This window comes from Streptomyces sp. NPDC048644, assembly GCF_043199105.1.
Taxonomy (GTDB): Bacteria; Actinomycetota; Actinomycetes; order Streptomycetales; family Streptomycetaceae; genus Streptomyces.
The window spans coordinates 454,596-480,133 of the sequence record NZ_JBICVO010000004.1; the positions used below are offsets into that span (position 1 = coordinate 454,596).

The following is a 25,538-nucleotide window of genomic DNA, read 5'->3' on the forward strand; positions in this document are numbered from 1 at the left end:
AGGCCCCTAGGGGATCCCCCAGGGGCCTTCCACCAGCGGTTTTCCGGCCGGATCAGCCCGCGTCGGCGCCGATCGTCTGCACCCGCTCCGCCGGGGTCTTGCCCTGGAGTGCGAGCTGCACGGCGCTCGCCACCTCCTTGGGGCCGACCGGCTTCTTGGTGCCGTCGCCCTTGGTGAGCAGGACGCCGTTGAAGGTGTCGCCGTAGAGCGCCTTCAGGGCCGCCTGGTCGTAGTACGGCACGAGGGTGCCGCCCTCGGCGACCTTGAAGGACAGGAACTTCGGGATCGACTTCTGCGGGCTGAACGAGACCGCGTGCGTGGCGTCCGTACGGACCGTGATCAGGCCGGACATCGCGGGCTCGGCGAACTGCTTGAGCGCCTGGTCCACGGCGTCCTTGCCGACCTTCGGCTGCTGGGTACCGGCGGCCAGCACCACCGGGGTGCGGGTGTCGGACGTGACCCGGTCGCGGTAGGCGTCGGTGACCTTGGTCCTGGACGCCGCGACGTCGACCGCCTTGTGCGGCTTGCCGTAGTGCGGCACCGCCCGGCCGTTCTCGAAGGTGATCCCGCCGTCCTCGCTCGCGCCCGATGGCCCGGCGACCTGCTGGAGGGCGATCTCCAGCTTCTCGTCGTCGACGACCATCGCGGGCTTGGCCGCGCGGGTGCCGCCGAAGAGCGAGCTGATGACGGCCACGGGGTTGTACTCCCGTCCCGCCGCGTCGCGCACCGTCGCCTGGATGTCGATGTCCAGGCCCGCCTTGCCCGGGTCGAGCGACTCGTCCTTGCCGTCGACGGTCAGCTTCAGCGGCTGGTGGCGGCGGTCCTTGACGGCCCCTTCGAGCTTCTTGACGGCGTCTTCCTTGGCCATGCCGCCGATGTCCACGCCCAGCGCGGTGGTGCCGTTGGGCACGTCGGCGTGGTCGAGCAGCAGGCCCGCGCCGTACGCGAGGCCGGCCAGCACCACGACGCCGACACCGGCCAGCACGATCTTGCTGCGGCCCTTCTTGGGCGGGTTGATCGGCTCGGGGATCTTGGGGCGCGGGGCCGGTGCGGCGGCGTCACCCGCGGGCTTGCCCTTGGGCGCGGGCGCGGCGGGCGCGGGGCCTTCCGTACCGGGCACCTTGGGGATGCCGCTGACGAGGGTGTCGCCCGAGACGCGGTCACGTGCGGCGCCGCCGGGCCCGCCCTTCGGCCCCTTGGGCGCCGGTCCGTTCGGGCCGCCGGGCACCCCGCCCGCGATGCCGCCGCCGACGCCGCTGCCGGGGCCTGCCAGGGGCGGTGCCGGGGGCTGCGGGGTCAGCTCGGCGGTGTCGTCGCGGACGCCGGGGTCGCTGAAGCCGGGCGGGAGGTTGAGCGGGGTCGAGCCCTGGGCCGGTCCCGTGGTGGGGCCGCTGGGGCCACGGCCCGCGGGGGCGTCGAACGGGCTGAGGTCGGGGCCGGGGCCCGCGGCACCGTCGAACGGCGAGCCACCACGGGGCGCGGCGCCGTCGAAGGGCGAGCCGCCCCGGGGCGCCGGGTTTCCGGTGTCGAACGGCGAGGTGCCCTGGGAGGCGCCGCCGTCCGGCCGCGGCCCGCCGAGCGGGTCCTGACCGAGCGGGTCCTGGCCGCCGTCGAGGGGCGATGCGCCCTGGGGTTCCCGGCCGTCGGAGAAGTACGGCAGGTCGGGGCGGGGCGGCGGGGTGGTGCCGGAGCCGCGCGGCGCGGCGGGCGCGCCCGGTGCGGGCGGCGCCGGGTGCGAGCCGGTGGTCGATGACGCGCCCGGTGCGGGCGGGACCGGATGCGAGCCGGTGGTCGATGACGCACCCTTGCGCGGCGCGAACCAGTCGCTGGTCTTCTCGCCGGGCCCGCCCTTGGCCGCGCCGTCGGCGGGGGCATCGGGGCGCGGCCCGCTGCCGGTGCGCTCGGTCCGTTCCGGCCGGCGGGGAAGCCCGCTCGACGTCCCCGCGGAACCGCGGCTGTCAGCCGATCCGTTCATACCGGACTCCTCACCGACGGGCTTACGCACGACGACCGGCGGGATGGGGCGCGAGCCCGGAATGTTGATCTTGATCCGCGTCGTCAGCGTGGTCTCGGTCTTCGGCTCATCGGGCTCCGCCGCCCCACCTGGCGCCGCCGCTCCTTCGGCCGCCCCCCGGGGCGTGCCGTACGGCGGCGTCCCCGAGGGATACGCGGCATTGCCGCGGCCCTGGAGGCCGGAGGACGAACTGTCAGATTCACGACTCAAAGCAGGTTCTCCCGGTTGGCTCCGCCGCTCGTCAGAGATGATCCCGGGACTCGGACCGGGGGGCGCCCCCAGGGCGGCGCGGCGGCGCGCACCACCATACTGTCCGCCGCAGAGGGGCGCCCGAAGAGCGTACGAAGACCGCCGCCGCGGGCGAACCCCCGATACCGGGGGCGTTCACCCCGGTCGGCGCACCATGTGTCCCGGTATGGGGCACGTCATCCGCCAACTCGGCCCGGTCGCGCACCGGTGGCCCGCAGCTGCGTCGCGGTGGCACAGATCACAGCCACCACAATGCCGCCCAGCAGGAAGAGATACGAGCCGAGCCCCGCGCCGAACAGGAAGTCGCCCTCCGGCCGCTCGTCGCTCAGCAGCAGGAAGACGGTGACCAGCCAGGCGGCGCCGGGCAGCAGCACCCCGGCGGCGGTGCCGCTCGCGCGGGCGCCCCCGTAGAAGAGGCCGCCGAGGCCCAGCAGCGCCAGCAGCAACCCGCCGGGGAACCAGGCGGCTTGGACCAGCGCACCGGCGGGCGCCACCAGCACGCCGAGCACCAGCAGCAGGACGTAGAGGGCGACCCGGCCCGGGGTCAGCGGCCGTGCCTGCGCCGGACCGGGCCCGGCAGGCGGACCCGGGGTGCGGGCACCGGACGCGCCGCCCGCGCCCGCCCGCGCGCGGGAAGCGCCGGAGCCCCCGCCGTTCTTCGCCGCGCTCATCGGGCCGCCTCCTGGCTCGCAGCACCGTCCGGACGGGCCGCCGCGTCCGCCGCCGTGCCCGCGAAGAGGTCGTCCTCGCGGGCGCCGGCCGCCGCGCCCGACGTGCCGTGCACCAGTTGGTAGTGCTCGGTGCCGAACAGCGGCTGCCCCAGGTCGTTGGAGAGCGCGAAGAACGGGCCGTCGACCGCGATCTGTGTGTAATGGGCCCGCATCGCCGCGGTCTTGGCCGCCCGCGCCGCGGCGTCGCCCTCGATGGACGCCGTGACGTCGGCGTCCGGCACCACACCGGGGACGTCGTCGACGGCGGCCACCCCGGGGAAGGTGTGCCCGGCGGCGCGCAGCCGGGCGAAGCCCTCCTCCACCACCGAGCGGGGACTGCAGTTCCAGTAGATCTTCCCGATCGCATACGCCGCGCCCAGATCGGCCCTGAAGGACGCGTCACCGGCGAGTTCGGCGGCCCGCATCGCGACGCGGTGCGCCTGGATGTGATCGGGGTGGCCGTATCCGCCGTTCGGGTCGTACGTGACCAGGACCTGCGGCCTGACCTCGCGGATCACCGCGACGAGATGGGCAGCCGCCTCGTCGATGGGCGCCTGCCAGAACGCCTCGGTCCTGTCGTTCTGGGGCGCGCCCATCATCCCCGAGTCGCGGTAGCGGCCGGGCCCGCCCAGGAAGCGGTGGTCGGTGACGCCCAGCGCCTTCATCGCGGCGGCCAGTTCGCCGACGCGGTACGGGCCGAGGCTGTCGTCGCGGTCGGGCGCGAGGTGGGCCAGCTCCGGCGGGATGACCTCGCCCTCTTCGCCTCGGGTGCACGTCACCAGCGTGACCTGGGCGCCCTCGGACGCGTACGTGGCCATCGTGACGCCGTTGTTGATCGACTCGTCGTCCGGGTGTGCATGCACCAGCAGCAGACGACGGGCCCCGGCGGGGCGCGCGGCGCTCCCTTGGGCGGAGGGGAGCGGGGAACGGGCGGGCAGGTCGGTCATGCCCACAGCCTACGAGCCGCCCCGCCGGGCCCGCACAGGCGCTCAGGGGCGCGCGGGCGCGTCCGGTGGCCCGCCCCCGCTCCGGGCCACCGGACGCCACGCGCTACGCGCCGCACCTCAGAATTCGCACCTCAGAATTTGATCCCTCCGAGCATCCCGGCGACGTTCGTCGTCAGCTGCTTGATCGTCGGGGCCACGGACGAGCTGGCGAGATAGAAGCCCAGCAGCATGCACACGAATGCATGCCCGCCCTTCAGCCCGGACTTCTTGACCAGCAAGAAGACGATGATCGCCAGCAGCACCACCGCCGAAATCGAGAGTGCCACGGCGGCTCACCTCCAAGTACGCACGGACCGGACAGAGTTGAGGGCGCGGAACCGCCGCTGCGGAACCGCTCCCCGGGTATGCCAAGGGCTCTTTACCCCGTACCCACTACGCGCAAGGGATCATAACTTTCCGGGCGCGCGCATATGTCGGTGCACGGGAGCAGAACAGGGGCGCACGCGATCTTCGCTAGTGCGACCACCGTGAGCCCCACCCGCCGCGGGGCCGCTCCGCACGCCCTCACCCGCCCGCGGGGCGAATGCGCGCCGTACGCCGACGACTTGGGGCGAACCGGCCGGTCCCCGCCCGGCCGCGCGGAATTCATGTCCTCTCGTCCGGATCATGCCGTACCGGCCGGACGCGAGACTCTAGGCTCGCCCGTATGACCGGACAGCTTCCCTTTCCTCGGCAGCACGCCCGCACCCAGCGCTTCACCCTGGGCGCCCCGCGCGGCTACGCCATTTCCCCGGACGGCACCCGTGTCGCCTTCATCCGATCCGGCGACGGCACCGACCGTACCCAGCAGTTGTGGGTCCTCGACCTCGACACGGGGCGGGAGTTCACGGCCGCCGAACCGCGGGCGCTGCTCGCCGGCGCGGAGGAGGAACTGTCCGCCGAGGAGCGGGCCCGCCGCGAACGCACCCGGGACGGCTCGGCCGGCATCGTCGGCTACGCCGTGGACGCCGCGGTCGAGTTGGCCGCCTTCGCGCTCTCCGGGCGGCTGTTCGTCTCCGAGCTGCGGGCCGGCACCGCGCGGGAACTGCCCGCCAGCGGGCCGGTGGTCGACCCCCGCCCGTCCCCCGACGGGCGGCACGTCGCCTACGTCGCGGCCGGTGAACTGCGGGTGACCCCGGCGGACGGCGGTGACGCGGGCGAGGGCGACCGTGCGCTGGCACAGCCGGACGGGCCCGAAGTCACCTGGGGGCTCGCCGAGTTCATCGCCGCCGAGGAGATGGGGCGCCACCGCGGCTTCTGGTGGTCGCCGCAGAGCGACCGGCTGCTGGCGGCCAGGGTCGACAACGCTCCGGTGCAGCGCTGGTGGATCGCCGACCCCGCGCACCCGGACCGGGCGCCAGCCGAGGTCGCCTACCCGGCGGCGGGTACCGCCAACGCCGAGGTCACCCTCGCCCTGCTCGGCCTCGACGGCTCCCGCACCGACGTCACCTGGGATCACGACCGCTTCCCCTACCTCGCGCGGGTGCACTGGTCGGCGTCCGGGCCGCCGCTGCTGCTCGTCCAGACCCGTGACCAGCGCACCCAGCACTACCTGACGGTCGACACGGAGACCGGCGCGACCCGCACGGTGCACAGCGAGGAGGACGCGACGTGGGTCGAGCTGTTCCCCGGCGTCCCGGCCTGGACGCCGGACGGGCGGCTGGTGCGGATCACCGACGAGGGCGGCGTCCGCCGGCTGTTCGCCGGTGACCGTCCGCTGTCCTCCGCGCCGTTGCACGTCCGCGCCGTCCTGGACATCGGCGATGACGACGTCCTCTTCTCCGCGAGCGGCGATGACATGCACGACATCGGGGTCTACCGCGCCCGGTACGAGGGCGGCTGCGAGCGGATCGGGCAGCGCCCGTACCCGACCGTCTCGTCCGCGGTGCGCGGCGGGCGGGTGGCCGTGCTGTCCCAGGCGTGCCTGGAGCGGCCCGGCACCCGGGTCGATGTGGTCGAGATCGGCGCGGACGGCGCGGAGCGGGCACTCGCCGCCATCGGGTCGTACGCCGAGGAGCCGGGGCTGACCGCGCGTCCCCGGCTGGTGCGGGCGGGCGAGCGGGAGATCCCGTGTGCGGTGCTGCTGCCGGACGGCTACACGGAGGGTGACGGTCCGCTTCCGGTCCTGATGGATCCCTACGGCGGGCCGCACGGCCAGCGGGTGGTCGCGGCGCACAACGCGCATCTGACCTCGCAGTGGTTCGCCGACCAGGGGTTCGCGGTGATCGTCGCGGACGGCCGCGGCACCCCGGGCCGCTCCCCCGCCTGGGAGAAGAGCATCTCCCGGACGATCGCCGACGTCACCTTGGAGGACCAGGTCGACGCGCTCCAGGCGCTGGCCGGCCAATTCCCGCTGGATCTGGGGCGGGTGGCCATCCGCGGCTGGTCGTTCGGCGGCTATCTGGCGGCGCTCGGGGCGCTGCGCCGCCCGGATGTCTTCCACGCCGCGGTGGTGGGCGCCCCGGTCACCGACCTGCGGCTGTACGACACCCATTACCAGGAGCGATACCTCGGCCACCCGGACGAGGAGCCCGCGGTGTACGCGGCGAACTCGCTGGTCACCGACGAGGGCCTGTCGGGGGCCGCGCAGCCGCACCGCCCGATGCTGATCGTGCACGGGCTCGCGGACGACAACGTCGTGGTGGCGCACTCGCTGCGGCTGTCCTCCGCGCTGCTGGCCGCCGGCCGCCCGCACGAGGTGCTGCCGCTGTCAGGCGTGACCCATATGACGCCTCAGGAGCAGGTGGCGGAGAACCTCCTGCTGCTCCAAGTGGACTTCATCAAGCGGTCGTTGGGGATGGTCTGAGCCGCGACGGGAGCGGGCGCGTCCGGTCGCGGGGCGCGGCTCTCACGGGAACCGGCCGGGGTGCTGTGGAGCATCCCCGGCCGGTCGACGGCACCCGCACGGCCGTACGCAGTTCAGCATGGCGCGTCCGTATATCGGTGTCACGACAGTGAAGTTGCCTTTATGTTAAGGCAGTTGACGCCGATATGTCCCTCATGCCGTACATCTCCGACGGGTGTCAAGCACGCCTGTGCACCGATCTGCGTAATCTTCGCTCAAGAAGCGACCGACCTGCACGACAGCACCCCCGAATCCCTTGACTCCGCCATAAATCACTTGCGAAAGTCCGCTCATCCAGCGGTGCGAATCGGTGCCGCTTCACGTTCCAAGAGAACTCGGCGCGGGGGCACTTCGCGATGACTAGTCCATCCCAGACCGCGGCTGCACAGTCCGAAACCCCTGGACTGGAGCCGGGGGGTCTGAAGAAGGAAAAGAAGGGCAAGGGCGGTGAGCTCGTCGGCCGTTCCCCCGGCCAGCTGATGTGGACGCGCTTCAAGCGCGACCGCACCGGCGTGATCTGCGCCATCGTCGTCCTCGCCTTCTTCGTCATCGCCGCGCTGGCACCGGTCATCGCGTCGATCTACGGCAAGGACCCGTACACGCTCTACGGGAGCAACGACCCCACGCTGTTCGACGACTTCGGCTTCCCCGCGGGCCCCAACGGCGGCATGTCGGGTGACTTCTGGTTCGGCATCGAACCGCAGCTCGGCCGGGACCTGTTCACGCAGCTGCTGTACGGCATGCGGACCTCGCTGGGGATCTCGGTGGTGGTGACCGTCCTGGTCGTCATCACCGGCACCATCCTCGGCGTCACCGCCGGCTACGTGGGCGGCCGTGCCGACTACTGGCTCGGCCGGGTCATCGACTTCCTGCTCGCCTTCCCCAGCCAGCTGACGTTCGTGGCGTTCATGCCCGTCGTCGTGGCCATCTTCGTCCCGCCGAGCGACGAGACCCCCACCTACGTCCGCGTGGTGGCGCTGATCCTCGTGCAGTGGGCGCTGGGCTGGATGGGGCTCGCGCGACTGCTGCGCGGACAGGTGCTCTCGCTGCGTGAGCGGGAGTTCGTGGAGGCGGCGAAGATCACCGGAGCCTCGCCCTGGCGGATCATCCGCAAGGAACTGCTGCCCAACGTGGTCACGCCGATTCTCGTCCAGAGCACCTACATGCTGCCGCTGTTCGTCACCGCGGAGGCCGGCCTGTCCTACCTGGGCGTCGGCATCATGGAGCCGACGCCGGACTGGGGCCGGCTGTTCCGTACGGCCGGTGACATCTACGAGAACGACCCGACCTTCTTGCTCTTCCCCGGCGCCGCGATGGTGATCTTCGTGCTGTGCTTCAACCTGCTGGGGGACTCGGTCCGGGACGCCTTCGATCCCAAATCCGGGCGCTGACCGTCCACTTGAGGGGGGCTGCTGTCGCCCCCGCACCGGGATCGCACCGGATGCGTCAGGCAGCACATCTGGACACCAACTGACAGGCAGGTGCTTGGACCTCATGAATGCACTTTCTACGCGCAGAGCTCGCGCGGTGATCGTGGCCCTGGCGGCCGGCTCGCTCGCGCTCACCGGTTGCAGCAGCGGCAGCGGCAGCAACAAGGGCAAGTCGCAGACGGACGCGGACGCCGCGACCCAGTCGAAGGCGGTGCCGCTCGGCACGGCCGCCGACTCCACGGGCCCGGCCAAGGCCGTCAAGGACGCCAAGTCCGGCGGCACCATCCGCGTCTACCAGCGTGACAGCTACAACCACCTGGACCCGGCGCAGATGTACGTCAGCGACATGAAGTCGCTGTCGCAGCTGATATTCCGCGGGCTCACCAGCTTCCAGCAGGACGACAAGGGCAACGAGAAGGTCGTCGGCGACCTCGCCACCGACTCGGGCACCATGTCCGACGGCGGCAAGACCTGGAAGTACACGCTCAAGGACGGCATCAAGTTCGAGGACGGCACGCCGATCACCTCGAAGGACATCCGCCACACCGTCGAGCGCATGTACGCGAAGTTCATCACCGACGGTCCCACCTACCTCCAGCAGTGGCTGTCGGGCAGCGGCACCAGCTACCGCAAGGCGCTGCCGGACGGTCCGTACAAGGGTGACCACCTGCCCAAGACCGTCCTGGACACCCCGGACGACAAGACCATCGTCTTCCACTTCAAGCAGCCGCAGTCGCAGCTGCCGTACGCGCTGACGATGCCGGGCTACAGCGTGGTCCCGGACAGCGCGAAGGACACCAAGGACAACTACGACGTCGCGCCGGTCTCCGCCGGCCCGTACAAGATCGCGTCGTTCAAGTCCGGCAAGTCCATGCAGCTGGTGCGGAACAAGAACTGGGATCCGAAGACGGATGCCATGCGCCACCAGTACCCCGACGGGTACAACATCACCTTCAACCACCAGGCTTCGGACTCCACCAAGCGCCTGCTGGCCGACAAGGGCGAGGCCAAGAACGCGGTCAGCCTCACCAACCAGGTGGACACGAACGCGACCAAGCAGGTGCTGGAGGACGCAAGCGCCAGCAAGCGCCTGGTGCAGGGCTACCAGCCCTACGTCTGGCAGATGAACTTCAACATGGACCGCATCAAGGACAAGAAGATCCGCGACGCGATCACCTACGCGCTGCCCAACAGCCAGATCGTCCGGATCAACGGCGGCACCTACGGCGGCGAGATCGCGGGCGGCCTGCTCGCCCCGACCGTCGCGGGCTACAAGAAGGGCTACGACCCTTACGGCAAGCTGACGCACCCCAACGGTGAGCCGGAGAAGGCCAAGAAGCTCCTCCAGCAGGCCGGCAAGACGGGGATGAAGCTCGTCTACGCGTACTCCAACACCGAGGCGCGCCAGAAGGAAGCCGTCGTCATCGAGGACGCGCTGAACAAGGCCGGCTTCAACGTGCAGAAGAAGGAGGTCGACGCGGCCTCCTGGTACCAGCAGATGGGCAAGGTCAACAACGGCTTCGACATCTACATGACCGGCTGGGGCCAGGACTGGCCGGACGCCTCCACGGTGATCCCGCCGTCGTACGACGGCACCACCATCCAGGACGGCTCGTCGAACTACTCGCACGTGGACGACAAGCACGTGAACTCCGAGATCGCCCGCATCAGCAAGATCGCGGATGTGGACAAGGCGACGGCGGAGTGGCAGAAGCTGCACCACTACATCGTGGAGAAGGTCAACCCGGCTGCCCCGGTCTTCTACACCAAGACGCTCCAGCTGTACGGCTCGAACATCGGCGGCGCGCGGTACAACACCGACGTCAGCTACCTCGACCCGAACACGCTGTTCCTCAAGAAGTAAGCAGCACAGAAGGCATTCCGGAGCGCGCGCGCACGGCGGAGCGCGCGCCCTCCGGGGCCTTCGCCGCCACCTCACGCCCACAGCCGCCGCCGTCCTGAGAGCAGCGAACTGTCATGCTTCCCTTTCTATTTCGCCGGACGTTCGGCGCGATCGTCACCCTCATCCTGCTGAGCGCCGTCACCTTCTTCGTGTTCTTCGCCGTCGGCGACCCGGCCCTGATGTCCTGCGGCAAGAACTGCACCGCCGACAACGTCGCGCTGATCCACCAGAACCTCGGGCTCGACAAGCCCCTGCCGACGCAGTACTGGGACTTCCTCTCGGGCATCTTCGTCGGCCGTGACTACACCATCGGCCACTGCAGCGCCCCCTGCTTCGGCTACTCGTTCGCCACCAAGCAGGACGTCTGGTCGACGATGATGGACCGGCTGCCCACCACGGCATCGCTGGCCATCGGCGGCGCCATCGTCTTCCTCGTCATCGGTCTGGGTGCCGGTCTGCTCGCCGCGTGGAAGCGCGGCACGGTGCTGGACAAGGCCGTCACCGGCGTCTCGATGGTCCTCAGCTCGGTGCAGATCTACATCCTCGGACCGATCGTGCTCGGCATCTTCGTCTACAGCGGCGTGCTGGCGTCCCCGAAGTACGTGGACTTCACCAGCAACCCCGGCGGCTGGTTCATGGGCCTGCTGCTGCCCTGGCTCGTGATGTCGACGATCTTCACCGCGCAGTACACCCGTATGTCGCGCTCGACGATGATCGAGCAGCTCCAGGAGGAGCACGTCCGCACCGCCAAGGCCAAGGGCATGCCGGCGCGTTACGTCTTCCTGCGCTACGCCTGGCGCGGCTCGCTGATCCCCATCGTCACCATCCTCGGCATGGACCTCGGCTCGCTGTTCGGCGGTGCCATGATCACCGAGTTCACCTTCTCGCTGGCGGGCATCGGCCGGCTGGCGATCAATTCCGTCACCACACTTGATCTGCCCATGGTGCTGGGCGTGCTGATATTCAGCGCGGCCCTGATCCTGGTGTTCAACATCATCGTGGATGCGACGTACGCCTTCATCGACCCGCGCGTGCGCCTGTCCTAGGAGAGCCTGAAGTGACCACACTCACCACGACCGAGGGCACGCCGGTCCCGACCGGGTCGGACCCCTTCCTCTCCGTACGCGACCTGCACGTGCGGTTCTCCACCGAGGACGGCATCGTCAAGGCGGTGGACGGCCTCTCCTTCGACCTCGAACGCGGCCAGACGCTCGGCATCGTCGGCGAGTCGGGGTCCGGCAAGTCCGTCACCAACCTCGCCGTCCTGGGGCTGCACAACCCCAAGGCGACCGAGATCACCGGCGAGATACACCTGGACGGCCAGGAGTTGACCGGGGCCAGGGAGAAGACCCTGGAAAAGCTCCGCGGCAACAAGATGGCCATGATCTTCCAGGACGCGCTGACCGCCCTGTCGCCGTACTACACCGTCGGCCGGCAGATCGCCGAGCCGTTCATGAAGCACACCGGCGCCTCCAAGCGCGAGGGCAGGCAGCGCGCCGTCGAGATGCTGACGAAGGTCGGCATCCCGCAGCCGACCCTGCGGGTGGACGACTACCCGCACCAGTTCTCCGGCGGCATGCGCCAGCGCGCGATGATCGCGATGGCGCTGGTCTGCAACCCCGAGCTGCTGATCGCCGACGAGCCGACCACCGCCCTGGACGTCACCGTCCAGGCGCAGATCCTGGACCTCCTCAAGGACCTCCAGCAGGAGTTCGGCTCCGCCATCATCCTGATCACCCACGACCTCGGCGTGGTCGCGAACACCGCCGACGACCTGCTGGTGATGTACGCGGGCCGGGCCGTGGAGCGCGGCTCCGTCAAGGAGATCCTCACCCAGCCCCAACACCCGTACACCTGGGGCCTGCTGAGCTCCATGCCGCGGCTCTCGTCCGACGTCAACGAGGCGCTGCACCCGATCCCCGGCTCGCCGCCGAGCCTGCTCAACCCCCCGTCGGGCTGCGCCTTCCACCCGCGCTGCGGCTTCGCCGCCGAGGTCGGCGGCGGGCTCTGCGCCGAGGACCGGCCGCTGCTGCCCGACGGCCGGGCCGCCGCCTGCCACCTCGGGCCCGAGCAGCGTCACACCTTCTTCACCGAGCAGATCAAGCCCCGGCTGGGCTAGGGAGCCATCACCATGACAGACCACGTCACACTCCCCGCGCCCCGGGACGCCGCGCCCACCCCGGGCGAGCCGCTGCTCGTCGCCGAGGGGGTGACCAAGCACTTCCCGATCTACGGCGGTTTCCCGTTCAAGCGGAAGGTCGGCGCGGTCCAGGCGGTCGACGGCGTCGACCTGACCGTGCACGCGAGCGAGAGCTTCGGCCTGGTCGGCGAGTCGGGCTGCGGCAAGTCGACCACCGGGCGGCTGCTGACCCGGCTGATGGAGCCGACCTCCGGCAAGATCACCTACGCGGGGCAGGACATCACCCACGCGAACCGCAAGGAGCTGGCTCCGGTCCGCTCCGAGATCCAGATGATCTTCCAGGACCCGTACGCCTCGCTGAACCCGCGGCAGACCGTCGGCACCATCATCGGCGGCCCGATGGAGATCAACGGGATCAATCCGCCCGGCGGCCGGGAGAAGCGGATCCGGGAGCTGCTGGAGACCGTCGGCCTCAACCCGGAGCACTACAACCGCTTCCCGCACGAGTTCTCCGGCGGCCAGCGGCAGCGCATCGGCGTCGCCCGCGCGCTCGCCCTGGAGCCGAAGCTGATCGTCGCCGACGAGCCGGTATCGGCGCTCGACGTCTCCATCCAGGCGCAGGTCGTCAACCTCCTCCAGGACCTCCAGCGGGAGCTGGACATCGCGTTCCTGTTCATCGCGCACGACCTCGCGGTGGTACGGCACTTCAGCCAGCGGGTCGCGGTGATGTACCTCGGCAAGATCGTCGAGGTGGGCACCCGCGACGAGATCTACAACCGGCCGCGCCACCCGTACACGCACGCACTGCTCTCGGCGGTGCCCGAGGCGAAGTTCGTCGAATCGGAGGAGGAGGACCGCGAGCGCATACGGCTCGCCGGTGACGTCCCCTCCCCCGTCAACCCGCCGTCCGGCTGCCGGTTCCGTACCCGCTGCTGGAAGGCGCAGGACAAGTGCGCGACGGATGAGCCGCCGCTGCTCCAGATCGCCGGGAACGACGCGGGCCACCTCACCGCCTGCCACTTCCCCGAAGAACCGACGACCGCGGCGCGCGACGAGGCCATCGTCCTCGATCCCGCACTGGCCGCGGCCGAGGAGGCAGCGCAGGAGGGGCCGGCCGACGACGCCGGCTCCACCGGCAAGACCCTTTGACCCGGTCTCCATCGCCTCCGCTCGGAGCCGGAGCCCGCTTCCCACACCCCAGCACCACGGGAGGCGGGCTTCGGCCTGTGCGCTACTCCTGGCCGTCCGGCCGCTCCTCGGCGAAATGGCAGGCCGACGGGTGCCCGGCAGGTCCCGCGCCGGCGAACCACTCCGGGACGTCCAGCGGCGGCACCACATCGGCACACACGTCCTGGGCCTTCCAGCAGCGGGTGCGGAAGCGGCAGCCGGACGGCGGGTCGGCGGGCGAGGGCACGTCACCGGCCAGCAGGATCCGCCCCCGCCGCTCGCGCGCGGCCGGGTCGGGCACCGGCACGGCGGAGAGCAGCGCCTGCGTGTACGGGTGCGTCGGGTGGTCGTAGATCTGCTCGTCGGTGCCGGTTTCGGCGAGCCTGCCGAGGTACATCACGGCGACCCGGTCGGAGATGTGCCGGACGACGGACAGGTCGTGGGCGATGAAGACGTAGCTGAGGTCGAACTCGTCCTGGAGGCGCTCCAGGAGGTTGACGACCTGGGCCTGCACGGAGACGTCGAGGGCGGAGACCGGCTCGTCGGCGACGATGATCTCCGGGCGCAGCGCGAGGCCGCGGGCGATGCCGATGCGCTGGCGCTGGCCGCCGGAGAACTGGTGCGGATACCGGTTGATGTACTCCGGGTTGAGCCCCACCACATCCAGGAGTTCACGCACCTTCTGCCGCCGCGAACCCTTGGGTGCCACCTCCGGGTGGATCTCGTACGGCTCCCCGATGATGTCCCCGACCGTCATCCGCGGGTTCAGGGACGTGTACGGGTCCTGGAACACCATCTGGATGTTGCGGCGCACCGCCTTCAACGCCCGCCCCGACAGCTTGATGATGTCCTCGCCCTGGTAGCGGATCTGCCCGGCCGTCGGCCGCTCCAGGCCGACCAGCATTCTGGCGACGGTCGACTTGCCGCAGCCCGACTCGCCGACGATGCCGAGCGTCTCGCCCTTGTAGAGGTCGAACGAGACGCCGTCGACGGCCTTGACCGCGCCGACCTGCTTCTTGAACAGCACGCCCCGGTGCAGCGGGAAGTACTTCGCCAGGTCGCGGATCTCCAGGATCGCCTCGCCGCGGGCGGCCCGCGTCCTGACCCCGGCCACCGCGGCGCCGGGCGCGTGCCCGCCGCCGGGGCCTGCCTCCTGGTCATCGGGCTCCATCGACCGTCTCCTTCCAGAAGTGGCAGGCGCTGGTACGCCCCGGGCCCACCTCGTAGAGCGGCGGCAGGTCGGTGCGGCAGACGTCCCGGGCCAGCGGGCAGCGGGGGTTGAAGGGGCAACCCGGCGGGATGGCCGTCAGGTTGGGCGGCAGTCCCTTGATCGCGTACAGCGTGCGGCCCTTCTGGTCCAGGCGCGGGATGGAGTCGAGGAGTCCGCGGGTGTACGGGTGGGCCGGGGCCTTGTAGAGCTGGTGGACGGGGGCGGTCTCGACGATCCGGCCCGCATACATCACCGCGATGGTGTCGGCGACGTCGGCGACCACCCCCAGGTCGTGGGTGATGAGGATCAGCCCCATGTGGAACTCGCGCTGGAGCTGCGCGAGCAGGTCCATGACCTGCGCCTGGACGGTGACGTCCAGGGCCGTGGTCGGCTCGTCCGCGATGATCAGCTCGGGCTCCAGGGCGAGCGCCATCGCGATCATGATGCGCTGCCGCATACCGCCGGAGAACTGGTGCGGGAAGTCCCCCACCCGGGCACCGGCCGCGGGGATGCCGACCCTTTCCATCAGCTCGACGGCCTTGCCGCGGGCCGCCTTGCGGGACAGTCCGCGGTGCACCTGGTACATCTCGCCGAGCTGCGCGCCGACGGAGAGCACCGGGTTCAGCGAGGACAGCGCGTCCTGGAAGATCATGGCCATCTTCGCGCCGCGGACCCGGCGGCGCTCCTCCCTGCCCAGCGTCAGCAGGTCGCGCCCCTGGAAGAGGATCTCGCCGCCGGTGACGAATCCCGGTGGCGAGTCGAGGATGCCCATCACGGCCTGCGCGGTGACCGACTTGCCGGATCCCGACTCGCCGAGCACCGCCAGCGTCTGGCCGGCGGCGACCTGGTACGTGACGCCGTTGACGGCCTTGGCGATGCCGTCCCTGGTGCGGAATTCGACCTTCAGGTCGCGGACGTCGAGGAGTTTCGGCTGTTTCGGCTGTTTCGGCTCTGTGGTCGTCGTCATCTGCCCGCTCCTCAGCGCAACTTGGGGTCGAGGGCGTCGCGCACCGCGTCGCCGAGCATGATGAACGCCAGCACCGTGATGCTCAGGGCCCCCGCTGGCCACAGCAGCATGTGCGGGGCGTTGCGGATGGACGTCGAGGCGGCGGAGATGTCGATGCCCCAGGACACGGTGGGCGGTTTGAGGCCGGCGCCGAGGTAGGACAGGGTCGCCTCCAGCGAGATGTAGGTGCCCAGCGCGATGGTGGCGACGACGATGACGGGCGCGACGGCGTTCGGCGCGATGTGCCGCAGCAGCATCCGGCCGTTGCCCGCGCCCAGTGCCCGTGCGGCCTGGACGTAGTCGTTCTGCTTGGCGGTGAACACGGCGCCGCGGGCGATGCGGGCGATCTGCGGCCAGCCAAGGAGAACGATGAAGCCGACCACGGGCCAGACGGTGGAGCTGGTGACGACGGAGAGGAAGACCAGTCCGCCGAGGATGACCGGGATGCCGAAGAAGATGTCGGCGAGCCGGGAGAGCAGGGTGTCCCACCAGCCGCCGAAGAACCCGGCCAGGCCGCCCAGCAGGCTGCCCAGGAGCGCGACACCCGCGGTGGCGCAGACGCCGACGGTGATGGAGGCGCGGGCGCCGTAGACCACCCGGGTGTAGACGTCCCGGCCCTGGGTGTCGAAGCCGAACGGGTGGCCGGGCTCGGGCCCCGCCTGGGCCTTGGCGAGGTCGGCGCGGTACGGGTTCCCGTCGGCGATCAGCTGCGGCCGGATGGCGATGACCACCAGGAACAGGATGATCAGCGCGGAGACCACGAAGACCGGGTTGCGCCGCAGGTCGTGCCAGGCATCGCGCCACAGGCTGCGGGCCCGGCCGGTGGGGGCGCCGCCGGGACCGGTGCCCGGGGTGCGCTCCAGGGATTCGGCCTCGCCGATGGCCAGTGCGGCGGCGCCGCCGTCGCCGTGGGTGATGGCTTCGTTCGGTACGTGATCAGGCATAGCGGATCCTCGGGTCGAGGACGGCGTACAGGAGGTCGACGAGGAGGTTGGCGAGGAGGAAGACCAGCACGAGGATGGTCACGAAGCCCACCACGGTGGGCGAGTTCTGCCGCAGGATGCCCTGGTAGAGCTGGAATCCGACGCCGTGGATGTTGAAGATGCGCTCGGTGACGATCGCGCCTCCCATCAGGGCGCCGATGTCGGTGCCGATGAAGGTGACCACCGGGATCAGCGAATTGCGCAGCAGGTGGCGGGTGATGACGCGGTGCCGGGGCAGTCCCTTGGCGATGGCGGTGCGGACGTAGTCGGCGCGGGTGTTCTCGGCGATGGAGGTGCGGGTCAGCCGGGTGACGTACGCCAGGGAGACCAGCGCCAGCACGAGCCCCGGCAGCAGGAGTTCGCCGAGCGGTGCCTCGATGGAGACGGCGGGTTTGACCCAGCCCCATTTCACGCCCAGCAGGAATTGCAGTACATAGCCGCTGACGAAGGTCGGGACGGAGACCACGACGAGCGTGAAGACCAGCACCGAGGTGTCCACGGTCCGGCCGCGCCGCAGTCCGCTGAAGACGCCCAGCAGGATTCCGGCGATCATTTCGATGACGATCGCGACGAGGGTGAGCCGCAGGGTGACGGGAAAGGCCGCCGCCATCAGTTCGGTGACCGGCTGGCCGTTGAAGGCGGTGCCGAAATCCCCTTGGAAGATCTGCCCCATGTAGTGCAGGTACTGCTTCCACAGCGGCTGGTCGAGATAGAGGTCGGCGCGGATCTGGGCGGCGGTCGCGGGGTCGGGCGCCCGGTCGCCGAACATCGCGGCCACGGGGTCACCCAGCGCGTACACCATGAAGAAGATCAGGAACGTGCTGCCGATGAACACCGGGATCATCTGGAGCAGCCGCCGGATCACATAGCGTCCCATGAGGGCTCCGGATTCTGTGGAACGAGCCGGGGGAATGCGGTGGCGGTACGGGCGGGCCGGTGTGCGGTCCCGCCATGTCCCGTCACCGGCCGGTCAGTTGACCTTGATCTCGTTGTAGACGGGGACGCTGAACGGGTTGAGTGACACGTGGCCGATCCGCTCCGAATAGCCGCCGCTGCCGTTCTGGTACCAGAGCGGAACGGCCGGCATCTGGTCGGCGAGGATCTTCTCCGCGTCCTGGAACTTCCCGATGGCGGCCGGTACGTCCGTCGCGGCGTTCGCCTCGTTGACGAGTTTGTCGAATTCCGGGCTGCTGAACTGTCCGTCGTTGGACGAGGCGTCGGTGTAGTACATCGGCTGGAGGAAGTTCTGGATGAGCGGGTAGTCCATCTGCCAGCCGGCCCGGAAAAGGCCGGTCATCTTCCGTGCCGAGATGCGGTTGCGGAAGTCCGCGAAGGTGCCGACCGGTGCGCCGACGCACGCCTTGTCGTTGCCCAGCGTGTTGTTGATGCTGTTGCAGATCGCGTCGATCCAGTCCTTGTGCGAGCCGGTGTCGGCGTTGTAGGCGATCGTCATCTTCCCGCCGGGCAGACCACCGCCCTCCTTGATCAGCGCCTTGGCCTCCTTGGGGTGGAATTCGCAGGCCGTACCGCACAGTCCGGCCTTGTAGCCGCCGTCCGTCTTGAGTACCGGAGAGGTCCAGTCGGTGGCCGGGGTGCGGGTGTCCCGGAAGATTTCCCTGGTGATCGACGCCCGGTCGATGGCCATCGAGACGCCGCGGCGCACCTTGTCCATGCCGGGCTTGTTCCACGCCTTGTCGTATATCGGGACGGTGAGGGTCTGGATGACGCCGGCCGGCAGGTTGAGATACCGGTCGCCGAGGTCCTGCCGGACGTTTTTGAGCTGCGTGGCCGGGATGTCGTCGACGAGGTCGAGGTTTCCCGCCTGGAGGTCGGTGTAGGCGGAATTGTTGTCGGTGTAGACCCGCAGGTCGATGCCGTCGTTCCTGGCCTTGTCGGCGCCCGGGTACTTCGCCCATTTCCGGAGCTTCATCGCGGAGCCCTTGGTGTAGGACTCCACGGCGTACGGGCCGTTGCCGATCGGTTTCTTCACCCAGGCCGCGTGGTTCGTGTAGAAAGCCCGGGGCAGTGGCATGAAGGCGCTGTAGCCGAGGGTGTCGGGCCAGCTGGAGAATTTCTGGTTGAGCTTGACGGTGAATTCCGTGGGGCTGACGACCTTCAGCCCCGACATCGTCTTCGCCTTGGCCGTGCCGTCTTCCGGGTGCACCCGGTCGTATCCGTCGATGTACTGGAAGAACGACGCGTTCCGCTGGCTGTTGTCGAGCAGGGCGCCGTAATTCCAGGCGTCCACGAAGGATTTCGCGGTGACCTTCTCGCCGTTGCTGAAGGTCCAGCCGGGCTTGAGGGTCACCGTGTAGTGCTGCGAATCCGTGGTCACGATGCGGTCCGCGATGACATTCTGCGCGGCCCCGGTCTTCGGGTTGTACCGCTTGAGCCCCCGGAAGATCATCTCCAGGACCTTGCCGCCCTGCACCTCGTTGGTGTTCGCCGGCTCCAGCGGGTTCTGCGGATCACCCCAGGAGGCGCTGACGACCCCGGGGTCGTCGGACCCACTGCCCACGCCCCCTCCGCAGGCCGTGGCCGCCAGCGCGACGGACACGGCACATACGGCCCACTTCGCGTGCGTGGCTGCGCGCATGGGGTGCCTCCTCAGCTCTCCAGTCATACGTAAACGACATAAGAGCTGATACCGGTCACCGCCGCATGCCCAGGGCAGCCGCATTGCTCCGGGCGCGGGGGAAAACCCCCGGATGCGCGGACGGCGACCGCGACGCCCCGGTAACGGGCGCCCCGGCCGCCGGGGGGACCTCACCTAGGCCGCCCCCACCACGTCCTTCACCTCGGCGAAGTGGCAGGCCGACGCGTGCGCGGCCGGGGAGTCTGAGCCCCGGAAGCGCTCCGGCACCGCGAGGACGGGGGACTCCGTCGCGCACCGGTCCTGGGCCTTCCAGCAGCGGGTGCGGAAGCGGCAGCCGGACGGCGGGTCGGCGGGCGAGGGCACGTCACCGGTGAGGATGATCCGCTCCCGCCCCTCGCGCGCCGCCGGGTCGGGCACCGGCACGGCGGAGAGCAGGGCCTGCGTGTACGGGTGCGTCGGGTGGTCGTAGATCTGCTCGTCGGTGCCGATCTCCGCCATCCTGCCGAGGTACATGACGCCGACCCGGTCGGAGATGTGCCGGACGATCGACAGGTCGTGCGCGATGAAGAGGTACGACAGGTCGAACTCGTCCTGGAGCTGCGCCATCAGGTTGATGACCTGGGCCTGCACGGAGACGTCGAGGGCGGAGACCGGCTCGTCGCAGATGATGACCTCGGGGTTGAGCGCGAGGCCGCGGGCGATGCCGATGCGCTGGCGCTGGCCGCCGGAGAACTGGTGCGGATACCGGTTGATGTACTCCGGGTTGAGCCCCACCACGTCCAGGAGTTCACGCACCTTCTGCCGCCGCGAACCCTTGGGTGCCACCTCCGGGTGGATCTCGTACGGCTCCCCGATGATGTCCCCGACCGTCATCCGCGGGTTCAGGGACGTGTAGGGGTCCTGGAACACCATCTGGATGTTGCGGCGCACCGCCTTCAACGCCCGCCCCGACAGCTTGGTGATGTCATCGCCGCGGTAGAACACCTCGCCCGCGGTGGCCCGCTCGAGGTTCATCAGCAGCTTGGCGACGGTCGACTTGCCGCAGCCCGACTCGCCGACGATGCCGAGCGTCTCGCCCTTGTAGAGGTCGAACGAGATGCCGTCGACGGCCTTGACCGCGCCGACCTGCTTCTTGAACAGCACGCCCTGGGTGAGCGGGAAGTGCTTGACGAGGTCGCGCACCTGGAGGATCGGCTCGCGCTCCCCGACCGGGGCGGCGCCGGCCGCCTTCGTCGGCTCAGCCATTGACCGTCTCCTTCCAGAAGTGGCAGGCGCTGCGCCGGCCTTCGCCGATGGTGTGCAGCGCCGGGGAATCCGTCCCGCAGATGTCCTGGGCCTTGGGGCAGCGCGGGTGGAAGGCGCAACCCTGCGGCACGTGCAGCAGGTTGGGCGGCAGGCCCTTGATCGCGTACAGCTCCTGGCCCTTCTGGTCCAGGCGCGGGATGGAGTCGAGGAGTCCGCGCGTGTACGGGTGCGCGGGATTTCGGTACAGCTCGTGGACGGGGGCGGTCTCGACGATCCGGCCCGCATACATCACCGCGATCTTGTCGGCGACGTCCGCGACCACGCCCAGGTCGTGGGTGATCAGGATCAGCCCCATGTGGAACTCGCGCTGGAGTTCCGCGAGCAGGTCCATGACCTGCGCCTGGACGGTGACGTCCAGGGCCGTGGTCGGCTCGTCCGCGATGATCAGCTCGGGCTCGAGCGCGAGCGCCATCGCGATCATGATCCGCTGCCGCATACCGCCGGAGAACTGGTGCGGGAAGTCGTGCACCCGGTTCTTCGCCGCCGGGATCTTCACCTTGTCCATCAGCTCGACGGCCTTGGCGAGTGCGGCCTTCTTGGACAGGCCCTGGTGGACGCGGAACATCTCGCCGAGCTGGTAGCCGACGGACAGGACCGGGTTCAGCGAGGACAGCGCGTCCTGGAAGATCATGGCGATCTTGGCGCCGCGGAGCTTGCGGCGGGCCTCGCCCGACATCGTCAGCATGTCCTGGCCGCGGAAGCGGATCTCGCCGCGCGGGATCTTGGCGGGCGGCATGTCGAGGATGCCCATCACGGCCTGCGCGGTGACCGACTTGCCGGATCCCGACTCGCCGAGCACGGCCAGCGTCTCGCCCGCCGAGACGCTGTAGTTGACGCCGTTGACGGCCTTGACGACGCCGTCGCGGGTGTGGAATTCCACGTGCAGGTCGCGGACCTGGAGCAGCGGGCCGTCCGGTTCGCGGGGCGCGGGGACGGCCGGGGTCTTCTCTGTGCTGGTCATGAACGCCTCCCTCAGCGCAGCTTGGGGTCGAGGGCGTCGCGGACCGCGTCGCCGAGCATGATGAACGCCAGCACGGTGACCGACAGCGCGCCGGCCGGATACAGCAGCATGTGCGGCGCGTTGCGGATCTGGGTGGCGGCCGACGAGATGTCGATGCCCCAGGAGACCGTCGGCGGCTTCAGGCCGACGCCGAGGAACGACAGGGTCGCCTCCAGCGAGATGTAGGTGCCCAGCGCGATGGTCGCCACGACGATGACGGGCGCCAGCGCGTTGGGCGCGATGTGCCGCAGCAGCATCCGCGGGGTGCTCGCGCCGAGTGCCCGTGCCGCCTGGACGTAGTCCTGCTGCTTGGCGGAGATCACCGCGCTGCGCGCGATGCGGGCGATCTGCGGCCAGCCCAGAACCGCCATCAGGAGCACGACGGTGAAGATCGAGCCGCCCTTGATGACGGAGAGGAAGACGATGCCGCCGAGCAGGATCGGGATGCCGAAGAAGATGTCGCCGACCCGCGACAGCAGGGAGTCCCACCAGCCGCCGAAGAACCCGGCGAGTCCGCCGAAGAGGCAGCCGATGACCGCGGCGAGGACGGTGGTGCAGATGCCGACGGTGACCGAGGCGCGGGCGCCGTACACGGTACGCGCGTAGACGTCACAGCCCTGGGTGTTGAAGCCGAAGGGGTGTCCTGGCGCGGGCCCCTGCTGGGAGCGGCCGAGGTCGCAGGCGTACGGGCTGGTGCCGGTCAGCAGGCTCGGCCAGATCGAGATGACGACCAGGAAGAGGATGAGGACGGCGGAGATGTAGAAGACGGGGTTGCGGCGCAGGTCGCGCCAGGCGTCGCCCCACAGGCTGCGCGGCGCGGCCTGCGGTTCGGGGCCGTTGCCTCCGGGTGCGGCGGCCCCCTCGGTACGGTCCGTGGCGACCGGTTCGGTCATCTCAGGCATAACGGATCCTCGGGTCCAGGACCGCGTAGAGCAGGTCGACGATCAGGTTGGCGGCGAGGAAGACGACCACGAGGATGGTCACGAAGCCCACCACGGTGGGCGAGTTCTGCCGCAGGATGCCCTGGTAGAGCTGGAATCCGACACCCTGGATGTTGAAGATCCGCTCGGTGACGATCGCGCCTCCCATCAGGGCGCCGATGTCGGTGCCGAGAAAGGTGATGACGGGGATCAGCGAGTTGCGCAGCAGGTGCACGCCGACGACCCGGCGCCGCGGCAGGCCCTTGGCGGTGGCGGTCCTGATGTAGTCGGAGCGGATGTTCTCCGCGATCGAGGTGCGGGTCAGCCGGGCGACGTACGCCAGCGAGACACCGGCCAACACGATGCCGGGCAGCAGCAGTTCACCGATGTGGACGTCGGCGGAGACCGCCGGTGCGGCCCAGGCGAACTTCACGCCGATGAAGTACTGGAGCAGGTAGCCGGTGACGAACGTCGGGATGGAGATCACCAGCAGCGTGAAGACCAGCACGCCGGTGTCGACGAGCCGGCCGCGCCGCATGCCGGCGACGACACCGAGCCCGACCCCCACCACGACCTCGATCGCGAACGCCACCAGCGTCAGCTTGATGGTGTTGGGGAAGGCCGACGCCATCAGTTCGGAGACCGGGGTGCCGTTGAAGGCGGTGCCGAAATCCCCTTGGAAGATGCCGGCCATGTACTGCAGATACTGGCTCCACAGCGGGTCGTTGAGGTGCAGGGACTCCCGGATCTGGGCGGCGGTGGCCGGATCGGGGGCCCGGTCTCCGAACATGGCGGCGACCGGGTCGCCCAGTGCGTAGACCATGACGAAGATCAAGAAAGTGGTGCCGATGAAGACGGGCACCATCTGGAGCAGTCGTCGTATGACGTAGCGCCCCATGTGTCCTCCAGAAAAGCGCCGACGCGGGGGCAGCCGCGCCCGGCGCCGGACCGGGTGGGTCCGGCGCGGGCGGGCCGGCTGCTCCTGCCGCCGTGAGCGGTCGGATGCGAAGCCCCGCTCGGGAGACCGGCGAAGTGCGCCGGTCTCAGGGGCAGTTGCGTCGGGTCAGCTGTTGACCTTGATCTTGGTGAAGACCGGGAAGCTGAAGGCGTTGAGCTGGACGCCGGAGACGTGCTCGGACCAGCCGGCGGTGCCGTTCTGGTACCAGAGCGGGATGCTGACCATCTTGTCGAGGACGATCTTCTCGGCCTGCTTGTAGAGGTCGGTCGCCTTCTTGGTGTCCGGCTCGGCGCCGGCCTGCTTGAGCAGCGCGTCGAACTTCGGGTCGCTGAACTGGGCGTCGTTGGAGGCGCCGCCGGTGGCGTACAGCGGGGTCAGGAAGTTCTCGATCTGCGGGTAGTCCATCTGCCAGCCGGACCTGAAGGGCTGGGTCATCTCCCGCTTGGTGATCTGGTTGCGGAAGTCACCGAAGGTGCCGACGGGGTTGCCGACGCAGGCGGTGTCGTTGCCCAGCACCTTGTTGATGCTGTTGCAGACCGCGTCCACCCACTGCTTGTGGGAGTCCTTGTCGGCGTTGTACCCGATGGTCATCTTGCCGCCGGGGATGCCGCCGCCTTCCTTGATGAGCTTCTTGGCCTCGGTGGGGTTGTACGTGCAGGCGTCGCCGCAGACGTCCTTGCTGTAGCCGTTCGCGTCGCCGAGGACCGGCGAGGTCAGGTCGGTGGCCGGCGTGCGGGTTCCGTTGTAGACCTTGTCGGTGATCGCCTTGCGGTCGATCGCCATCGACAGGCCCTTGCGGACCTTCTCCATGCCGGGCTTGTTCCACCCGTCCTGGTAGAGCGGGAAGGTGACGACCTGGTTGATGCCGGCCGGCTGCGAGAGGTAGCGGCCCTTCAGGTCCGACTTGGCGTTCCTGATCTGCTCGGCCGGCACGTCGTCGTCCACGTCGAGGTTGCCGGACTGGAGGTCGGCGTAGGCGGCGTTGGAGTCCGTGTAGACCTTGAGCAGGACGCCCTTGTTCTGCGGCTTGTCCTCGCCCGTGTAGTACTTGTTCGGGACAAGCTTCATCTGCTTGCCCTTGTCGTACGAGTCGACGGCGTAAGGCCCGTTGCCGACCGGCTTGGCGAGGTAGGCGTCGTGCTTGCTGAAGAACGCCGTCGGCAGCGGCGCGAACGCCTTGTAGCCGAGACGGACCGGCCAGGTCGACATCTTCTCGTTCAGCTCGACGGTGAAGGTGTGGTCGTCGACGACCTTCAGCCCGGAGAGGGTCTTGGCGGTCGGCTTGCCCTTGGCGGGCGCGACCTTGTCGTAGCCCTTGATGTCGGCGAAGAAGTACGAGTTCTTCTGCGCGTTGGTGCTCAGCGCACCGTAGTTCCAGGCGTCGACGAACGAACGGGCGGTGACCGCCTCGCCGTTGGAGAACTTCTCGCCCTTCTTCACCTTGATGGTGAAGGTCTGCTGGTCCTTGGTGTCGATCGACTGGGCGACGTCGTTCTTGGCCTCGCCGGTCTTGGGGTCATAGCTCTTCAGGTTGCTGAAGATCATGTCCAGGACCTTGCCGCCGAGCACCTCATTGGTGTTGGCCGGCTCCAGCGGGTTCTGCGGGTCGCCCCAGTTCGCCCGAACCACACCGGGTTCGGCACTCGCACTGCTGCTGCCGCCGCCACAGGCCGTCGCCCCCAGGGCCACGACTATCGCTCCTGCGACCCAGGTGGCGCTCTTGGCACCGCGCATGGGACTGCCTCCTCATGAGTCCATTTCCTGATATGGAAAGGAGCCGGCCCGCGACTGACACCCCTGACAGTCCGCAACCAGCCCCCGATGCTCGTGAGTCGGCGCTTCTTACGGCGCTTGACCCATTGACCCGAGCTCAATACCGCCCAGTCTCAGTCACGTTCCCGCCATAAGTCACGCGTAAGTGGTTGCGATTAAGTCACATCTACCCTTGCCATCGTTCGGAATCCGGACAAAACAAACTATCCACACGGTCACTAAACGGACGAGGTGGGCAGCGGAACCAGAGATTCCTTCCGCAATACGGACACCGGCCAAGTAGGTAGAGACCAAAGCCCCGTTGACAATCACCCGCGCCACAGATAAAAGGCTGCCCCCCGCA

20 protein-coding genes are annotated in these 25,538 nt (G+C 69.4%); 6 read left to right on the plus strand and 14 right to left on the minus strand.

The features are described 5' to 3' along the window. Positions 1–52: 52 nt before the first annotated feature. The 4 genes from ACGFNI_RS11680 to ACGFNI_RS11695 all read right to left on the minus strand — a co-directional run bounded on the left by ACGFNI_RS11680 (position 53) and on the right by ACGFNI_RS11695 (position 4,246). Positions 53–1,975: a hypothetical protein gene (locus ACGFNI_RS11680; RefSeq protein WP_393682793.1), complete on the minus strand. Its 1,923-nt coding sequence runs from the start codon at positions 1,973–1,975 to the stop codon at positions 53–55. Between the two features lie 464 nt (positions 1,976–2,439). Then, on the minus strand, positions 2,440–2,934 hold the full coding sequence (locus ACGFNI_RS11685; protein WP_393682795.1) for a DUF6113 family protein: 495 nt from the start codon (positions 2,932–2,934) through the stop codon (positions 2,440–2,442). After that, positions 2,931–3,920 (minus strand): N-acetyl-1-D-myo-inositol-2-amino-2-deoxy-alpha-D-glucopyranoside deacetylase, encoded by a 990-nt coding sequence (gene mshB, locus ACGFNI_RS11690; protein WP_393682796.1) that lies wholly within the window; start codon positions 3,918–3,920, stop codon positions 2,931–2,933. The genes ACGFNI_RS11685 and mshB overlap by 4 nt, the downstream gene beginning before the upstream one ends. 131 nt (positions 3,921–4,051) lie before the next feature. Then, positions 4,052–4,246: a hypothetical protein gene (locus ACGFNI_RS11695; RefSeq protein WP_227048305.1), complete on the minus strand. Its 195-nt coding sequence runs from the start codon at positions 4,244–4,246 to the stop codon at positions 4,052–4,054. Positions 4,247–4,626: 380 nt separating this feature from the next. Between ACGFNI_RS11695 and ACGFNI_RS11700 the strand changes: the two genes are divergently transcribed. From ACGFNI_RS11700 to ACGFNI_RS11725, 6 genes are all read left to right on the plus strand, one after another. Further along, positions 4,627–6,765 (plus strand): prolyl oligopeptidase family serine peptidase, encoded by a 2,139-nt coding sequence (locus ACGFNI_RS11700; protein ID WP_393682798.1) that lies wholly within the window; start codon positions 4,627–4,629, stop codon positions 6,763–6,765. Between the two features lie 395 nt (positions 6,766–7,160). Then, the gene (locus tag ACGFNI_RS11705; RefSeq protein WP_393682800.1) at positions 7,161–8,195 is read left to right on the plus strand and encodes an ABC transporter permease; all 1,035 of its coding nucleotides are present in this window, start codon (positions 7,161–7,163) and stop codon (positions 8,193–8,195) included. A 103-nt stretch (positions 8,196–8,298) separates the two neighbouring features. After that, the gene (locus tag ACGFNI_RS11710; protein WP_393682802.1) at positions 8,299–10,098 is read left to right on the plus strand and encodes an ABC transporter substrate-binding protein; all 1,800 of its coding nucleotides are present in this window, start codon (positions 8,299–8,301) and stop codon (positions 10,096–10,098) included. A gap of 113 nt (positions 10,099–10,211) precedes the next feature. Then, complete coding sequence (locus tag ACGFNI_RS11715) at positions 10,212–11,183, plus strand: ABC transporter permease (protein WP_393682804.1); 972 nt, start codon at positions 10,212–10,214, stop codon at positions 11,181–11,183. A gap of 11 nt (positions 11,184–11,194) precedes the next feature. Continuing rightward, a complete protein-coding gene (locus ACGFNI_RS11720) occupies positions 11,195–12,256 on the plus strand; it encodes an ABC transporter ATP-binding protein (RefSeq protein WP_393682805.1) in 1,062 nt (353 codons plus the stop codon). A 12-nt stretch (positions 12,257–12,268) separates the two neighbouring features. Next, complete coding sequence (locus ACGFNI_RS11725) at positions 12,269–13,426, plus strand: ABC transporter ATP-binding protein (RefSeq protein WP_393682807.1); 1,158 nt, start codon at positions 12,269–12,271, stop codon at positions 13,424–13,426. An 82-nt stretch (positions 13,427–13,508) separates the two neighbouring features. Here ACGFNI_RS11725 and ACGFNI_RS11730 read toward each other — a convergent pair whose 3' ends face one another. The 10 genes from ACGFNI_RS11730 to ACGFNI_RS11775 form a co-directional block, all read right to left on the minus strand. Next, positions 13,509–14,615, minus strand: coding sequence for an ABC transporter ATP-binding protein (locus ACGFNI_RS11730; protein WP_393682808.1), 1,107 nt, complete (start codon positions 14,613–14,615; stop codon positions 13,509–13,511). Then, complete coding sequence (locus ACGFNI_RS11735) at positions 14,602–15,621, minus strand: ABC transporter ATP-binding protein (protein WP_393682810.1); 1,020 nt, start codon at positions 15,619–15,621, stop codon at positions 14,602–14,604. The genes ACGFNI_RS11730 and ACGFNI_RS11735 overlap by 14 nt, the downstream gene beginning before the upstream one ends. A gap of 11 nt (positions 15,622–15,632) precedes the next feature. Beyond that, positions 15,633–16,604 carry an ABC transporter permease gene (locus ACGFNI_RS11740; protein ID WP_393682812.1) on the minus strand — a complete coding sequence of 324 codons (972 nt, stop codon included), beginning with the start codon at positions 16,602–16,604 and terminating at the stop codon, positions 15,633–15,635. Beyond that, a complete protein-coding gene (locus ACGFNI_RS11745) occupies positions 16,597–17,520 on the minus strand; it encodes an ABC transporter permease (RefSeq protein WP_393682814.1) in 924 nt (307 codons plus the stop codon). The genes ACGFNI_RS11740 and ACGFNI_RS11745 overlap by 8 nt, the downstream gene beginning before the upstream one ends. Before the next feature lie 93 nt (positions 17,521–17,613). Continuing rightward, complete coding sequence (locus tag ACGFNI_RS11750; RefSeq protein WP_393682815.1) at positions 17,614–19,239, minus strand: ABC transporter substrate-binding protein; 1,626 nt, start codon at positions 19,237–19,239, stop codon at positions 17,614–17,616. 174 nt (positions 19,240–19,413) lie between these two features. Further along, positions 19,414–20,484, minus strand: coding sequence for an ABC transporter ATP-binding protein (locus ACGFNI_RS11755; RefSeq protein ID WP_393682817.1), 1,071 nt, complete (start codon positions 20,482–20,484; stop codon positions 19,414–19,416). Next, positions 20,477–21,505 carry an ABC transporter ATP-binding protein gene (locus ACGFNI_RS11760; RefSeq protein WP_393682819.1) on the minus strand — a complete coding sequence of 343 codons (1,029 nt, stop codon included), beginning with the start codon at positions 21,503–21,505 and terminating at the stop codon, positions 20,477–20,479. The genes ACGFNI_RS11755 and ACGFNI_RS11760 overlap by 8 nt, the downstream gene beginning before the upstream one ends. An 11-nt stretch (positions 21,506–21,516) precedes the next feature. Next, the gene (locus tag ACGFNI_RS11765) at positions 21,517–22,446 is read right to left on the minus strand and encodes an ABC transporter permease (protein ID WP_393682821.1); all 930 of its coding nucleotides are present in this window, start codon (positions 22,444–22,446) and stop codon (positions 21,517–21,519) included. Continuing rightward, positions 22,439–23,362, minus strand: a complete 924-nt coding sequence (locus ACGFNI_RS11770; protein WP_393682822.1) for an ABC transporter permease — start codon at positions 23,360–23,362, stop codon at positions 22,439–22,441. Before ACGFNI_RS11770 ends, ACGFNI_RS11765 begins: the two co-directional genes overlap by 8 nt. A gap of 165 nt (positions 23,363–23,527) precedes the next feature. After that, entirely contained in the window at positions 23,528–25,156 is a 1,629-nt protein-coding gene (locus ACGFNI_RS11775) for an ABC transporter substrate-binding protein (protein WP_393682824.1), read from the minus strand. Positions 25,157–25,538 lie beyond the last annotated feature (382 nt).

What these genes read in the sequence shown, in the direction of transcription:
- ACGFNI_RS11775 (WP_393682824.1), bottom strand. Translation starts at nt 25,156, where the DNA reads ATGCGCGGTGCCAAGAGCGCCACCTGGGTCGCAGGAGCGATAGTCGTG.
- ACGFNI_RS11750 (WP_393682815.1), bottom strand. Translation starts at nt 19,239, where the DNA reads ATGCGCGCAGCCACGCACGCGAAGTGGGCCGTATGTGCCGTGTCCGTC.
- ACGFNI_RS11725 (WP_393682807.1), top strand. Translation starts at nt 12,269, where the DNA reads ATGACAGACCACGTCACACTCCCCGCGCCCCGGGACGCCGCGCCCACC.
- ACGFNI_RS11710 (WP_393682802.1), top strand. Translation starts at nt 8,299, where the DNA reads ATGAATGCACTTTCTACGCGCAGAGCTCGCGCGGTGATCGTGGCCCTG.
- ACGFNI_RS11740 (WP_393682812.1), bottom strand. Translation starts at nt 16,604, where the DNA reads ATGCCTGATCACGTACCGAACGAAGCCATCACCCACGGCGACGGCGGC.
- ACGFNI_RS11755 (WP_393682817.1), bottom strand. Translation starts at nt 20,484, where the DNA reads ATGGCTGAGCCGACGAAGGCGGCCGGCGCCGCCCCGGTCGGGGAGCGC.
- ACGFNI_RS11760 (WP_393682819.1), bottom strand. Translation starts at nt 21,505, where the DNA reads ATGACCAGCACAGAGAAGACCCCGGCCGTCCCCGCGCCCCGCGAACCG.
- mshB (WP_393682796.1), bottom strand. Translation starts at nt 3,920, where the DNA reads ATGACCGACCTGCCCGCCCGTTCCCCGCTCCCCTCCGCCCAAGGGAGC.
- ACGFNI_RS11700 (WP_393682798.1), top strand. Translation starts at nt 4,627, where the DNA reads ATGACCGGACAGCTTCCCTTTCCTCGGCAGCACGCCCGCACCCAGCGC.
- ACGFNI_RS11735 (WP_393682810.1), bottom strand. Translation starts at nt 15,621, where the DNA reads ATGACGACGACCACAGAGCCGAAACAGCCGAAACAGCCGAAACTCCTC.
- ACGFNI_RS11705 (WP_393682800.1), top strand. Translation starts at nt 7,161, where the DNA reads ATGACTAGTCCATCCCAGACCGCGGCTGCACAGTCCGAAACCCCTGGA.
- ACGFNI_RS11680 (WP_393682793.1), bottom strand. Translation starts at nt 1,975, where the DNA reads ATGAACGGATCGGCTGACAGCCGCGGTTCCGCGGGGACGTCGAGCGGG.
- ACGFNI_RS11765 (WP_393682821.1), bottom strand. Translation starts at nt 22,446, where the DNA reads ATGCCTGAGATGACCGAACCGGTCGCCACGGACCGTACCGAGGGGGCC.
- ACGFNI_RS11770 (WP_393682822.1), bottom strand. Translation starts at nt 23,362, where the DNA reads ATGGGGCGCTACGTCATACGACGACTGCTCCAGATGGTGCCCGTCTTC.
- ACGFNI_RS11685 (WP_393682795.1), bottom strand. Translation starts at nt 2,934, where the DNA reads ATGAGCGCGGCGAAGAACGGCGGGGGCTCCGGCGCTTCCCGCGCGCGG.
- ACGFNI_RS11715 (WP_393682804.1), top strand. Translation starts at nt 10,212, where the DNA reads ATGCTTCCCTTTCTATTTCGCCGGACGTTCGGCGCGATCGTCACCCTC.
- ACGFNI_RS11730 (WP_393682808.1), bottom strand. Translation starts at nt 14,615, where the DNA reads ATGGAGCCCGATGACCAGGAGGCAGGCCCCGGCGGCGGGCACGCGCCC.
- ACGFNI_RS11745 (WP_393682814.1), bottom strand. Translation starts at nt 17,520, where the DNA reads ATGGGACGCTATGTGATCCGGCGGCTGCTCCAGATGATCCCGGTGTTC.